This is a genomic window from Holdemania sp. 1001302B_160321_E10 (assembly GCF_015552275.1).
Classification (GTDB): domain Bacteria; phylum Bacillota_I; class Bacilli_A; order Erysipelotrichales; family Erysipelotrichaceae; genus Holdemania.
Map to the genome: position 1 here is coordinate 78,593 of NZ_JADNEM010000007.1, position 14,202 is coordinate 92,794.

Consider the following 14,202-nt stretch of genomic DNA (forward strand, 5'->3'; position numbering starts at 1 on the left):
CGGGAAGTTGTTGGAAAAAACTTCATCGCAGGCTAGGAAAGTGCGGAAGAAATCATTATAATGGAAACAGACAGAAAAAGAATGGGGGTAATGATTTGATCTTAATACGAAATGGCCAAGTCCACGATGGTTCAGGTCAGGTATTAGCGAATACGGATCTTTTGATCGACGCGGGCAAGATTGTTCAGATCGGACAGAATCTGAAGGCGCCGGGGGCGCAGGTGATCGACGCGGCGGGAAAGTGCGTCATGCCGGGCTGGATCGATCCGTTAAGCGGCTGGGGCACGGCGGCCGGGCGCGGGCAGGCGCGCGACAACGATGAAACGAGCGATCCGCTGACGCCGCAGCTGGACGTCGTTTACGCGTTTGATCCGGATAGTATGATGTATCAGGAGCTGTGGGGTTATGGAATTACGGCGGCGGGCGTCGCTGCGAGCAATAACAATGTTCTCGGCGGCAGCGCGGCGGTGTTCAAGACGTATGGCAGAACGACGGAGACGATGTGCGTCAAGGCAAACGCCGCGATGAAGGGCTCGGTTGATGAAAAGGTCAAGCAGACCTATGGTCCGCGCAACAGCGCTCCGATGACAAAAATGGGGATCTTTTCCGCGCTGCGTGAATTGATCGCGAAGTGCGGCTCTGAGAAAGAAGAAGACCAGAAGGATCCGAAGGTTCAGGCGTTTACGCCGGTGCTGGAAGGCAAGCTGCCGCTGATCTTAAGCTGCAACACGAAAGCGGAAGCCGACGCAGTCCTGAAACTGTTTGAAAACATGCCGGTTAAGCTGGTGCTGGCGAATCTGTATCAGCTGGATGAAAGTTTGTTGGACAAGGACTGTGGTTTCATTCTGGGCGATCTGACCGATGGGTTTAACAAGTACAATGCGGCGGTGAACTATGCCGCGCTGTTTTCGCTGATCAAAGCGGGCAAGCCGGTGGCGCTAAGCGCCTTTGGCGATGCGGTTTCACCGGGCCGGGAGATTCTGATGTGGAACGCGCACGGCCTGATGGCGCAGGCGCGGCGCTTAGGTGCCGATCTGTCCAGCGAGGATGTGCTGAAAATGCTGACAAGCATTCCGGCGCAGCTGTTGGGCGTGGCGGATCGGATCGGGAGTCTGGCTGAGGGCAAGGATGCCGACATCGTGGTCTGGTCGGGAAATCCGCTGGAAACCTTCCGCGCATTACCGGAAATTGTCGTTATTTCCGGGGAAATAGTAAAGGGGGAAAAAGCGTGATGAAACGATTGATCCGCGGCGCCAAGATTCTGACGATGGGTTCGCAGGGCACGCTGGAAAAAGGCGATATTTTAATTGAAAATGGCAAGATCGCGGCGATCGGCGAACAGCTGGACTGCGAAGACGCTGAAGTCATCGACGCTGCGGGACTGACGGCCATTCCGGGGATCGTCGATGCACACAGTCATATCGGCGGGTTTGAGATTGCGACTGGGGCGCAGGACGTTAATGAAATGGTCAGGAATGTGACTGCTGAAGTTGAAGTGTTCGACGGGATCGATCCGCTGTCGCCTTCCTTTAAGGAAGCGCTGGCCGCCGGGGTAACCTGCAGCGCGATCGCTCCGGGCAGCGGCAACGTGATCGGCGGCGTGGTCTGCGCGGTAAAAAGCGCGGGTCAGGGCACAGTTGAGTCGATGTGCGTCAACCGGCATGTCGCGCTGAAAGCGGCGATGGGCGGCAATCCAAAGGGTGTCTATGGCAAGCGCAATCAGACGCCGATGACGCGGATGGGCGTAGCCAGCGTGCTGCGCCAGTATTTCCGCGATGTTCAGGAATACATGAAGAAGCAGGAAGAAGCGCAGAACGATCCGGCAAAAATGCCGAAATGGGATCCCGCGATGGAGAACGGCGCAAAGGTGCTGCGGCATGAAATGCCGGTTAAAATGCATTGCACGCAGTTTGATATGATCACCGTGATCGAACTGGCAAAGGAATTCAATTTTGAATTCACTCTCGATCATGCGTGGGGTGCTTCCGATTATATGGAACCGATCGTGGCGGCCGGCTGTCCGGTGATTTTCGGTCCGATTGCCGTGGCCAAAGGGTTCGGCGAGTCGATTAAAATTGATATCGACAGCGTGGTTGAAATGGACCGGCGCGGCGTGCTGTGTGCGATCATGACGGATGGTCCAGTCTATCATCCGTGGCTGATCGTCGAACAGGCTGGCGAGGTCGTGCGCTATGGAGCGCCGGTCGAACGGGCGATCGCAATGCTGACGATCAATCCGGCGAAAATCATCGGCTGCGATCAGCGGATCGGTTCGCTTGAAGCGGGCAAGGATGCCGATATCGCGTTGTTTGACGGGATGCCTGCGCTGGATCCGGCGGCAGTTGTGAAAATGACGCTGGTTAACGGCGAGGTCGTGTATCAAAGCAAGGGCTGTTAAGCCCTTTTCTTGTGAGGTGAGGTAAATGAGTGGGAAACAGAAGGTCGCGGCTGTGCGCTGCGCCGGTTATGATCAGGAATTAATCGGAAAACAACTGAATTTGTTAATGACGGCCATCGGCGCGGATACGTTGATTCAGCCGGGCATGAACGTGCTGATCAAGCCGAATCTGTTGTCGGCGAAAACGCCGGAGGAATTCACAACGACGCATCCGGAGGTCCTGCGGGCATTAATTTGCTACGTTCATAACCGCGGCGGGATCGTGACGCTGGCTGACAGTCCGGCCGGCCGGTTCACGCTGGATTCAATCCGGCGGATATATCAGAAAACAGGACTGCGGGCGCTGGCACAGGAGGAACAATGTTCATTAAATGAAAATCTGACCAGCGTTGAAAGCGGATTAAACGTCCTCAGCGAGCCGGTGCCGATACTGGAATGCGTTGCTCAGGCAGATTTGATCATCGACTGCTGCAAGTTCAAAAGTCACAGCTATACTGTGACCAGCGGTGCGGTGAAGAATATGTTCGGCGTCATTCCGGGATTGGTGAAGGCGCAGATGCATGCCCGTCTTGCTAAGCGTGAATCCTTTTGCCGCTTTTTATGCCAGCTGTGCGCAAATGTCAAACCCGGGCTGTGTCTGATGGATGCCATCGAAGGCATGCAGGGCAACGGTCCCAGCGGCGGCGAGCGGTATGACGGTCAGCGTCTGTTAGCGGCGAAGGATCCCTTTGCGCTGGACTATGGTGCGCTGAAACTGTTTGGGGTTGAGCCTGACTGGGCGCCGGTTCATCGGGAAGCTGTGAAACTCGGGCTGGTGAATCCAGCTGAGATTGAGCTGATTGCTTTGGAAGAAACCTGGGAAAGTTTATGCCGCAGTGATTTCAGACTGCCGGAAACGATGAAAGGTCTGATACAGCTGATTCCTTCCCCGCTGGCAGCGCTGCGCCGGCATTTTGCGCCCTATCCCAAGCCGGACCCTTCGCGCTGTCTGGGATGCGGAGAATGCGTGCGGGATTGTCCGGTTCAGGCGATGACGCTGACTGAGCACAAGGCTGTCGTCGACCGCCGCCGCTGCATCCGCTGCTACTGTTGTCAGGAAGTCTGTCCGGTTCATGTTGTTCAAATAAAACGTTAAAACCTTACAAAAATCTTAATTGTCAGCGAAAAACACAAGCGGGCAGTGAAAAAAAGGTATAATAAGACCAGCGATGGGAGAAATGTTATGAGTCAGAAACAAACGATGAAAAATCTGATGCGCACGGTAATTGCACTGTTGATTATTTTGGGCGCCTTATTGATGGTGCTGGCTGTGATTACGGTGCAGAAACCCCGGGATGGCGAGGTGCAGGTTGCCTTTACGCCGCAGCCGACCCTATCGCCGCAGCCGACGCCGGTTGTGGAAAAGGCCGAGCTGATCATGGCGGGAGATGCGCTGCTGCATGGGGCAGTGTATGCCGATGCCAGGACCTCTGAGGGAAGTTATGATTTTACCGATATGATGAGTACGCTGAACCGCGTTACGAATCATTATGATTTGAAGTATTATAACCAGGAAACCATCTTAGGCGGAACGGAATTGGGGTTGTCGACCTATCCTTGCTTTAACTCGCCGCAGGAATTCGGCGATACGATGATGAAGCTGGGATTTAACCTTGTTTCACTGGCAAACAATCACACGCTGGACCGGGGCGAGCAGGCCATCCTGAATTCACTGGATTACTGGTCAAACCAAAACGCGCTGACAGCCGGATCGTACAGCTCGTTCGATGACCGGGAAGAACTGCGGATTCGTGAAATCAACGGGATCAGCTATACGCTGCTCTCATATACCTATGGGACCAACGGAATTCCAGTGCCGGAAGGCAAGGAATATCTGGTCAATGTATATACGGATGAAATGCTGGCGGAAGACATTGCCAAGGCGCGTGGGGAAGTCGACGTCCTGATGGTGGCGATGCATTGGGGCGAAGAGTACACGCATGAGCCGACTGCTGAACAGCGGCGTTTAGCGCAGCTGTTGGCGGATCTGGGCGTCGATCTCATCATCGGCAGTCATCCGCATGTCGTTCAGCCGATCGAATGGATCGACGATACGTTATGTATTTATTCGTTGGGAAATCTGATTTCCGCACAGGATGGAACCTATAAGCGGGTAGGGCTGTTAGCGGGCGTGACAATCACGAAGACAACCTTCGAGGGGCAAAGTCATATCCAGCTGAGCGCGCCGCGGGCAGATCTGGTTTATACGCAGTATACCAAGGGATATCATCACTTCAAGCTGAAATTTTTTGATGAAATTGAAGAAAGCGAGCTGAAGGACGCCTGGGGTGTTTACGATCAATATGGCAAGATTGTAACGGAGGGCGGCGCCGTGAGTCAGCTGGGCGGCTTGTAGGAAATTTCTGTATCTGGAATTCCCGGAGGGGATTTTTATTGGAAGGCCGGGCTGATAGGCAGATTTCCCATTCGCCGAGGAAATCTGTCTTTTCTTTTGCTTTCAGGCGTGCATTTAAAGGTTTGTTGGAAGGAGCATGACGGAATGAATTTATTCGCAAGAATCGGCTTATTTTTATTGGAAATGACCATCGTGATGTCGGCCGACATCATGATATTCCGATGGCAAAACCGCAGGCTGTGGGCGTTATGCGGAGCGACCTGTCTTGCGGCCTGGTTGTTTTTTATATTTTCAGTGACGCTGAACGGTCCCTATTCTGATCATCCGTTTTCTGCCTGGAATCTGATTCCTTTCCAATGGATAGGGGAAATGATTCAGGAACTTCAAAGTGGAAAGTCAGTCTTGCTTGAAATTTGGCATATTCCAAAGCAGTTGATGGCCAATGTTCTGATGTTTATTCCAGGCGGTTTTTTATTAGCTGTGGTTTGTCCGCGTATCCGTCATTGGAAAGGAATTGTGATATGCGGCGCAGGATGTTCAGCCGCGATTGAAATTATTCAGTTCTTCATTGGTCGGATCGCGGATATTGACGATGTGCTGATGAACAGTCTTGGCGCAGCGATCGGATTCGCTTTGTTTCAGTGGGGGTGGCGGGAAATTCAAAAATCCGGACGCTTTGGCAGCCGGAATAAACAAGGCAAAGATTGAAAGCTCTTTTTCAGGTTCTTGCTTGCAGCTGGGTAAAGATAAAAAGATCAGGCCTATAAAGCATTATGGAAAGCTTTATACGGCCTGATCTTTAAAAAATGTCCAGTCTGCTTTAAACCGGGGAACAATCCTTTTTTATCTTTTATTCTCTTTTCATTTGTTTATAATTTCAGATTCAAGGAATGTGTTTTGAAAATAGTTACAAAACATTCTGTCAAGAATTCGAAAAAAGTAAAATTTTCTTGGAAAGGAGGAAGGCATTTTTAAAATTACCGCAATATTAACTTGTAGAGGAGGTGGCTGAATGTCCATCGATCTACGAAAGCGGAAAGAACTGAAGCATAAAAGGATTTCCCTGATGGATGACTGGGTATTTAAAGCGGTGCTTGGAAATCCGGAAGATACATTGTGTCTTTCCTGTCTGTTTCAGGCTATTGATCCCAGTTTCAAAAAGGTATGTTTGTTTCCCGGTGAAGAAAGTGTGGGGCATCCCCTGATGAAAGCGATTCGTTATGATATTTGCGGAATGATCAATGATGAAATTTATTTTGATCTGGAAATCCAGCAAAATGGAAATCCCGTGGATCAGGGTATCCGGATAGTTTTTTATCTGTCACGGCTGTTATCCGGGCAGAAAACAAAAGGAAAAGATTACCGTGAATTAAAACCAGTCCGGGTCATGATGATCACGAATTTTTCTTTTTTTGGCGAGGGGGATATCAGCAATGATGTTTTCCATTTAGTTGGTGAAAAAACAGGAAGAACCTTGACAAAACATATTCAAGTGAATATTATTGAGCTGGCGGGAGTAGAATATTTACAGCGAATTCCGGTCAAGGATTTAACGCCATTGGATCGGTGGCGTGTGGTGTTGAAATTTGCGGGTGATCCTGAAAAAGAAGTGTGGATTCAACAGATCATAGCGATGGATGAAGGATGCAGAAGGGCGGTGCAGAAAATGATGGAGATTCCGATGAGTATGATCGAGTACATGTGGGAAACAAAGCGACTGGACAGAGAACTGATGCGAAATACAGAAATCCGCGAGGAACGGGAAAGGGCTGTAAAGGAAGCTCGCGATCTGGCCTTAAAACAGGGGCTGGAACAGGGCATGGAACGGGGCATTGAGCAAGGCAGAGAAGAAGGCATGGAACAGGGCATTGAACAAGGCAGAGAACAGGGCAAAGATCTTGGTTCTTTGTTGAAGATCGTTACAATCACGTTGAAAAAGGCAAAGAAGGGAATGCAAGCCACAGAAATTGCGGACATTTTAGAGGAAGAAGAGGCTTTGATAGAAACAATTCTGAAACTTAAACAACAATTTCCAGATGCTGCTGAGATGCAGATTGCAGTGAAGATTCTCGGCGAGTTTGTTTATCCGGCAGCACTGCATAACGAAGTCAATCTTAATGAAGGAAACAAGACTTTCCTGGATCCGCAGATCTGACTTTCAAGATCAATGAAATTCATTTAAACTATCCCAGATTTTCAATCTATGAACAATCAGCCATAACTTAAGGTGCGTCTATCATTCCAGATGAAAACACTGGCCGGCAAAGCTTAACTTTGTCCAGCCAGTGTTTGTTTTTCTCATCGCTGCCTGTTCTCACGCATAGAAATATCAAATTTCTTAGCGAATCTCAATTCTGTTTACCACCAGGGTAATTTCCTCTCTCCCTGCGGCGCGATCCAGTTTTTCCCTTCCAGATACGGGATCAACATCCGGAAAAACAACACCAGCAGCACAATCTCAATCGGAAGCATAATCGTGTTTTTGACGAGGCTTTTTGCGAAATAATACAGATAACCCTTGGAATATAACATGTAGCTCCATAAGGATCCCAGACCGACATTGACGAACAGATTGATCAAAAGACGGCTGAGCGCAAGACGCAGCACGGTAATTTTTGTGCGGTAAAGAAATAAAGCGAAAATCAACGCGCCGGCCATGCTCGATAACGTGTAGCCCGGGAAGAAGGGGCCGTTGGGATGAATCGCGAATTCAATCAGGTCGCCGATTCCGCCGCAAAGCACGCCGACGACCGGTCCGCAAACCGCGCACTGCACAGCGGTGATCAGATACGTGAAATAAACATAGAGATTGTCGGCCACCGGAATCCGAAACGAAGCGATGGCCATTTTTAAGGCCATGCACAGCGCAGCGACCGCGAGAATCCGGACACGCCGCGTTTCGGCGGACGCTTCTTGCCAGTAAGCGCGGGAAAACGGATGAGAAAAGAGAGCTTTGGAAAACTGAGCCATAAAAAAACCTCCTCTTTTCCCTCTGACAGGTAAAAGAGAAGGCCATGCCTTCGATTTTCGGGTCAGCGGGATGCGGAACCTGCACCGCAAGAAACCTTTTCGTCCTTCTGACAACTCCCCGTTCAGAAAGCACTTAACGCGCAGGAACCTACTCTGTTTGTGAAGAATATACCCCGAAAGTACCCGGATGTCAAATGAAACTTATAAAACAAAGAACAGATACAACGAGTAACCTAAAATCAAGCTGAGGCCTTGCATTTTTGATCCCTTTTCTTTCAGCAGCAACGGCAGCAGCGCCAGCATGGTGATCAGCAGACACGCCGGCATGTCCACTGCCAGACTCTGTGCGGAAACCGGCAGCGCCTGACCGGAAACAAAAGAACAAACCGGCAGGATCAGAGTCAGATCGAGAATGTTCGCGCCGATCAGGTTGCCGATCGACAAGCTCGATTCCTTTTTGACAATCGCGGTGATCGTGGTGACCAGCTCCGGCAGCGATGTGCCGATCGCGATCATCGTGACGGCGACGATCCGTTCCGGTACCCCGAAGAAAGCCGCCAGTGCGCTGCCGCTGTTGACCAGCAGCTGCGATCCGGCGACAATGCCCAGCGCTCCGAATATAAACATCACGATCCGCCGTCCTGTTTCTTTGCGGGTTGTCTGGATCCGTTCGCTGTCTTCCTGCTGCTTCATCGCATTGCGGACATTTTCCGCCATCGAGATCAAAAAGATCGCGATCAGAATCAGACTGCCGGCTAAGCTCAAGGCTCCTGACAAGCTGAATCCAAGCAGCACCGCCGCGGCAGCGATCAACAAGCCGCAATGCTTGATGTAATCCTTACGCCGTATAGCGATCGGCATAAAAAGCATCGCCACTGCCAGAATCAGGCCGGTATTGGCCGTAACAGAACCGACCGCGTTGCCGATCGCCATTTCTGTTTTTCCCTGCAGCGCCGCCAGAACCGAAACGATCATCTCCGGCAGCGTGGTAGCCAGACTGACGATCGTCGCGCCGACAATAAAGGAAGGGATCCCGGAAGCTTTCGCGATCCAGCTGGCGGCGTCGACAAACAGATCGCCACCCTTGACGACCAGGAAAACCCCGGCAATAAATAAAATAACTGCGACTTCAATGCTCATAGTTCAATCTCCTCTTTCATTTCCCAGGTTCCGATAAAAAAAGAAGACCTGTCTTACGCTGTTCTCCTCAAGCGTCAGACAAGTCTTGTCAATTACCTCTAAGCCAGACGAAAAAACTTCGTCAGGTTGTTGACTTAGCAACGCGGTTGTCCGCGGTGACTACTCCCTTATCAATCTCGAATATTTTAACAAAAAGAACGTTGAGCGTCAATGTTAAATCCCGGTGAAAAACCGCACAACCCCGCAGAATGATTGACTTTTGAAACCCTGACCGTATAATTAAAGCGCAAGCTGTCCCAATGCGCGGAAAGGAACGAAAGATAAACATGACACAAATCAACTGGATTGCGGCGCTGCAGCAGGCAGCGTCGCTGGAAGAAATGAAAAACAGCGGGATGACGACGATCCGGATCGGGGTTGAAGGCTGCTCCGTCCGCACCGCCCGCTGTTTTTCGCCGGCTGAAGCCGAAGCGTTAGTCCGCCGCGTTCACGCTTCAGGACTTCGGTGCGAGATTGTTTTCAACCGCCTGTGGATGGAAGAAGAACTGGCGGAAATGGAAATGAAATTGAAGCAGATCCAAGCCTGGCAGCCGGAGGGAATTGTTTATATGGATCCGGCGGTTTTCATGAGTGCGGAGCGGTTGGGATTGAAAGACCGGCTGATCTACGCGCCGGACACGCTGATGACCAATTCCCGGGATATTCAGGAAATGCTAAAGCTGGGCGTAGGCCGCGTCGTCCTGGCTGCGGAGATCACGCTGGAAGAAATTCTCTCGATCGCCCGCAAGACCGACGGCGCCCGGCTGGAACTGCAGATTCATGGGCGGCAGGTGATGGCTTATTCGCGCCGTAAGCTGGTATCCAACTATTTGCAGGTGATCGGCAAGACAATCGACGATCTGTATGATCGTCGTGAACTGTATTTAATTGAAGCAACCCGAACTGGGAAAATGCCGATTCTGGAAGAAGCGGAAGGCACGGCGGTATATATGGAAAGCACGCTCTGTTCGCTGGATCAGATTTCACAGCTGGCAGCCAGCGGGATCGGTCATTTTACATTTGATAGTCTGTTTTCCTGCGATGCGGAATTGATCGACGCCCGGAAAGCCTGCGGCGCGGTGCTGGAAGGCGCGGACCCGGCCGTCGTGAAAGAACAGCTGAAGCAACGCTGGCCTGATCTGAATTACGGCTCCGGCTATTATCAGCAGAAGACCAATTTAACCAAGGAGGACGCGGCATGAGAAAAACGATTGAGCTGTTAGCTCCGGCCGGCGATCTGGCTCGTTTGAAAACGGCAGTCCGTTATGGTGCGGACGCAGTGTACCTGGGTGGCAAGCGCTTTTCGCTGCGATCCCGCGCCAGTAATTTTGAAATCGAAGATATCGCCGAGGGCGTACGCTTTGCCCGGGAATACGGTGCGCATGTCCATGTGACGGTCAATATCATTCCTCACGAAGACGATTTTGACGGCCTGGACGATTATCTGCGCCAACTGGAAAGGATCGGCGTGCATGCCGTGATCGTCGCTTCACCGACGATTGTCCGGCATGCGAAAACCGTTGCGCCGAAGCTGGAGGTTCATCTCAGCACGCAGATGTCCAGCACCAATTCTCAGGCTGTCCGGTTTTACCAACAGCTGGGGGCGGACCGGGTTGTGCTGGCCCGCGAATGCACGATGGATCAGATCCGGCAGATTTGCGATCACAGCGAAGTCCCGATTGAAACGTTTATCCATGGCGGTATGTGCGTGAACTATTCCGGGCGCTGCACCTTAAGCAACGCGATGACGCTGCGCGACGCCAACCGCGGCGGCTGCGCTCAGTCCTGCCGCTGGCGCTATCATCTTTATAACGGAGCGCAGAAGCTGAGCGACGACAACCTGTTATTCTCCATGGGCTCGAAAGATCTGATGGCCGCGGCTTATGTTAATGACATGATCCGCGCGGGCGTGGCCAGCTTGAAAATAGAAGGCCGGATGAAATCAGCCTATTACATCGCGGTCGTTGTCCGGGCTTACCGGAAACTGATCGACTGGTTTTTTGAGCACCCTGAAGAAGACCCGCAGCCGGCCGTTCTGGCAGCTCAGCGCGAACTGATGCGGGCTGAAAACCGACCTGCCTGCCTGGGCTTTCTGGCGGGCATTCCCGGTCCGCAGGATCATTTGTACGACAATGCACCTTCGCGGGTAACTCACGATTTTCTGGCGCAGGTGCTGGACTACAATCCAGATGACAAACAAGCCCTCATCGAGGTGCGCAATCACTTTGAAATCGGGGAAACGCTGGAAGCTTTTGGACCGCATCTGGAAAATACGCCCTTTGTATTGGAAACGATGAGGGATGAGGAAGGCGCGGTCGTCGAAATCGCCAATAAGCCGCTGCAGCGCTGCTGGATCAATACTCCGGCAGTTTTGCATCCGTATGATTTGATTCGCCGGAAGGAGCGTAAATTATGAACTGGTTTGAAGGCGCGCTGAGTGTCAAAGCCGTCATGATGGCGGGCCGCCGTCCCGTGATGAAGCTGGTCGTCGATCAGAAGAAGAAAGATAAGGATACGGCGTTTATTCTGCGTCAGGCTGCCCAGCGAGAAATCCCGGTAGAACGCTGGCCGCGTGAGAAGATCGATCAACAGGCGACCGGCCGGACGCATGGCGGGATTCTGGCGCTGGCAGGGGATCGGATCTATCAGTCGGTTTCGGATTGTCTGGAAAATCCCAAGCCGTTTGTCGCGGTTTTGGAAGGAATTGAAGACCCGTTTAACCTCGGTTATGCGTTTCGCACGTTGTATGCCGCCGGCTGTACCGGCGTGCTGATGGGCAGCCGGGACTGGCAGAGTGCGCAGGCTACGATCGTGAAGTCCAGCGCGGGCGCAAGCGAACAGCTCCCCTGGTGTTTGTGCGAGGATCTCGGGGCGGCGGTTTGCCAATGCCGCCAGGCGGGGTGTGTCTTATACTGTGCCCAGCGCAGTGATGCGATTGCTTATTTTGACGCCGATTTCAACCAGCCGATTGTGTTGGCGATCGGCGGCGAACTGCGGGGATTGAGCCGCGACGTGCTGAAGCAGAGCGATCAGAACATCGTGATTCCCTATGCCCGGCCTGTGCGCAGTGCGTTAAACGGCACCAGCGCCGTCGCCGCGATCAGCTTTGAAGTCGTGCGCCAGCGCCGCTGACCCTTCCCCCAACAGAATGAAATAAAAACATCAGCGGACCCGTAGGGGTAATGGCGAATTGAGTGCGTCCCTGACAAAACTGAAAAAACTGCGACGTCGGCCGGACTTTGAGCATAGACTAAAGCGGAGCGGCCAGACGCCTGGTATCCAATGCGGGAAGAATTGTTTTCTTCCTCCTATCAGCAGCCAGATCTGCCGCTTGGAAAAGGAATGAAACCAGTCTGTCTCTGATTCGACGAACATACCATAAATCATATAAGAAAACATAACAAAAAATATGAAAGAAATGAAAGCGTTAAGAAAGAACTTTCATTTCTTTTTGAAAGTGATATAATGGACTGGTGTTGAAGGAGGCCCGGCATGAAAGAAGCGATTTATCTCAAACGCAATATGGCGTTGATCAACTACACCAAAGCGTACTACACGACAGCGGAGGAACTGTTGTCGAGCGAAAGTTTTTCGATGTTTCTGGATTTATATTTAAATTCTTGTTCCCATACCAATCCCCAGCTGTTTGCGTGGCTGCGCCGCGGGCTTCCGATCGAAGAAGTCAAAAAAGATCTGATCCGCCTGTTAAAGGTCATGCAGGTGCTGGAGGTGGAAGAAATCGCCCATCCGTATTTTAAAGAACGTCAGAAGATGTTGGCGGTGATTGAGGATTGTTATCATTTCTGGCGGAATATGCAGCGCTATTCCGTCATTTATACGCGCAATGAGGAAGGGCTGCAGCTGGCGAACTTTATGGAGGCCGACGCGAAATTCCATCAGATGATCCTGGATTTTTACCGCACGGTCCAGCAGAAGACCCAGGGTTCGAAGAACCGTGTATACCGTCAGCTTCAGGCCGGAACCAACGCCAGCCTGCTGCTGCGCGATTACCCATGGCCGGCGCCGGAGGGGTATCGCGAGCTGGGCGACATTCCGTTTGTGCATACGATCATGATGCGCACACCGCTGATCATCCATCCTCGCAGCAACAAGCGCCTGGGCATGTTTACCGAGGTGGACGCAAATCCGATGGCTGAGTGGATCAAGGGCGACGAGGAATGGATGTGCTTTCCGTTAAAAGTCGGGTCGCTGTTGTGCTACACTTATTTTCATCGCGACTTTACCGCCGGGGCGGTGGCGCTGGCGAATCTGTTCGAGCTGGCGTCGGATGAGGACTGCATCGGCGCCAGACCGGATCTGCTTTTGTTGTTCGGCAATCCGGACGGCCAGAACGATACGGTTTTCTATCATGATAAGGCCAATGCGATGTGGGTCGGCAAGGTATCCTATGCCGATGTGATCGAATACTTCGGTTATTTAAAGAAGATGATCCTGACGCTGCACAATCTGGCGATGATTGAAAAAGGCTGGCTGCCGCTGCATGGCGCGATGATCAATCTGACGCTGCAGGACGGTACGAAAAAAGGCGTGATCATGATCGGCGACTCCGGCGCGGGCAAGTCGGAAACGATCGAAGCGCTGACCAACTTAAGCGAGGATGTGATCGTCAGCCGGGAGATCATCTTCGACGACATGGGCTCGCTGCATCTGGATGAACAGGGGCAGATCCGCGCCCAGGGTACGGAAATCGGCGCGTTTGTCCGGCTGGACGATCTGGACAAGGGCAGCGCTTACCGCGACATGGACCGGTCGATCTTCTTTAATCCGGAGAGCGCCAATGCGCGTGTCGTCATCCCCGCTTCGCCGTATGATACGATCATCACCGACCAGAAGGTTGATCTGTTCCTCTACGCCAACAATTATACCGACCGGCGCGGTCTGCGGGCTTTCGATAGTAAGGAAGAAGCGGTTCAGACCTTTATTGAGGGCAAACGGTTCGCTTTGGGCACGACGCAGGAAAAAGGATTGTCCACCACCTTCTTCGCCAATCCATTCGGGCCGATGCAGAAACAGCCGGAATGTCTGAAAATTATTGATCAGATGTTTGCGGCGCTGCTGAAACAACATATTTTCCTGGGTGAAATTTACACCGGCCTGGGCTTGCCGGAAAAGGGCGGCAATGCGCTGGAAATCGCGGCGAAGGAACTGTTGGCCAAAATCAGTGAAAAAGAATAAAACTGCCTGTCAGACTGCGCAAACGAAGGGGATTGTAAAAAGTCCGCAGGCTCAATAAAAAATA

The 14,202-nt window shown here is 52.0% G+C and carries 12 protein-coding genes and 1 riboswitch; of the genes, 10 read left to right on the plus strand and 2 right to left on the minus strand.

Annotated features, from left to right (window positions below):
* The first annotated feature begins 95 nt into the window (after positions 1-95).
* The 6 genes from I2D94_RS05900 (at position 96) to I2D94_RS05925 (ending at position 6,948) form a co-directional block, all read left to right on the plus strand.
* Positions 96-1,232, plus strand: a complete 1,137-nt coding sequence (locus I2D94_RS05900; RefSeq protein WP_195395968.1) for an amidohydrolase family protein — start codon at positions 96-98, stop codon at positions 1,230-1,232.
* Positions 1,232-2,398, plus strand: a complete 1,167-nt coding sequence (locus tag I2D94_RS05905) for an amidohydrolase family protein (RefSeq protein WP_195396015.1) — start codon at positions 1,232-1,234, stop codon at positions 2,396-2,398. Before I2D94_RS05900 ends, I2D94_RS05905 begins: the two co-directional genes overlap by 1 nt.
* Positions 2,399-2,423: 25 nt before the next feature.
* On the plus strand, positions 2,424-3,533 hold the full coding sequence (locus I2D94_RS05910; RefSeq protein WP_195395969.1) for a DUF362 domain-containing protein: 1,110 nt from the start codon (positions 2,424-2,426) through the stop codon (positions 3,531-3,533).
* An 87-nt stretch (positions 3,534-3,620) separates the two neighbouring features.
* The gene (locus I2D94_RS05915) at positions 3,621-4,793 is read left to right on the plus strand and encodes a CapA family protein (RefSeq protein WP_195395970.1); all 1,173 of its coding nucleotides are present in this window, start codon (positions 3,621-3,623) and stop codon (positions 4,791-4,793) included.
* 144 nt (positions 4,794-4,937) lie between these two features.
* Positions 4,938-5,501, plus strand: coding sequence for a VanZ family protein (locus tag I2D94_RS05920; RefSeq protein WP_195395971.1), 564 nt, complete (start codon positions 4,938-4,940; stop codon positions 5,499-5,501).
* 358 nt (positions 5,502-5,859) lie between these two features.
* Positions 5,860-6,948, plus strand: coding sequence for a PD-(D/E)XK nuclease family transposase (locus I2D94_RS05925; RefSeq protein ID WP_229056784.1), 1,089 nt, complete (start codon positions 5,860-5,862; stop codon positions 6,946-6,948).
* A gap of 203 nt (positions 6,949-7,151) precedes the next feature.
* Here I2D94_RS05925 and I2D94_RS05930 read toward each other — a convergent pair whose 3' ends face one another.
* Both I2D94_RS05930 and I2D94_RS05935 read right to left on the minus strand, forming a co-directional pair.
* Positions 7,152-7,763 (minus strand): folate family ECF transporter S component, encoded by a 612-nt coding sequence (locus tag I2D94_RS05930; protein WP_195395973.1) that lies wholly within the window; start codon positions 7,761-7,763, stop codon positions 7,152-7,154.
* Between the two features lie 61 nt (positions 7,764-7,824).
* Positions 7,825-7,921: riboswitch (THF riboswitch) on the minus strand.
* Positions 7,922-7,964: 43 nt separating this feature from the next.
* On the minus strand, positions 7,965-8,903 hold the full coding sequence (locus tag I2D94_RS05935; protein ID WP_072685897.1) for a calcium/sodium antiporter: 939 nt from the start codon (positions 8,901-8,903) through the stop codon (positions 7,965-7,967).
* A gap of 326 nt (positions 8,904-9,229) precedes the next feature.
* Between I2D94_RS05935 and I2D94_RS05940 the strand changes: the two genes are divergently transcribed.
* The 4 genes from I2D94_RS05940 to I2D94_RS05955 all read left to right on the plus strand — a co-directional run bounded on the left by I2D94_RS05940 (position 9,230) and on the right by I2D94_RS05955 (position 14,138).
* Positions 9,230-10,144 (plus strand): peptidase U32 family protein, encoded by a 915-nt coding sequence (locus tag I2D94_RS05940; RefSeq protein WP_195395974.1) that lies wholly within the window; start codon positions 9,230-9,232, stop codon positions 10,142-10,144.
* Positions 10,141-11,358, plus strand: coding sequence for a U32 family peptidase (locus I2D94_RS05945; RefSeq protein ID WP_195395975.1), 1,218 nt, complete (start codon positions 10,141-10,143; stop codon positions 11,356-11,358). The genes I2D94_RS05940 and I2D94_RS05945 overlap by 4 nt, the downstream gene beginning before the upstream one ends.
* Positions 11,355-12,074, plus strand: a complete 720-nt coding sequence (locus I2D94_RS05950; RefSeq protein ID WP_195395976.1) for an RNA methyltransferase — start codon at positions 11,355-11,357, stop codon at positions 12,072-12,074. The genes I2D94_RS05945 and I2D94_RS05950 overlap by 4 nt, the downstream gene beginning before the upstream one ends.
* Before the next feature lie 360 nt (positions 12,075-12,434).
* Complete coding sequence (locus I2D94_RS05955; protein WP_195395977.1) at positions 12,435-14,138, plus strand: hypothetical protein; 1,704 nt, start codon at positions 12,435-12,437, stop codon at positions 14,136-14,138.
* Positions 14,139-14,202 lie beyond the last annotated feature (64 nt).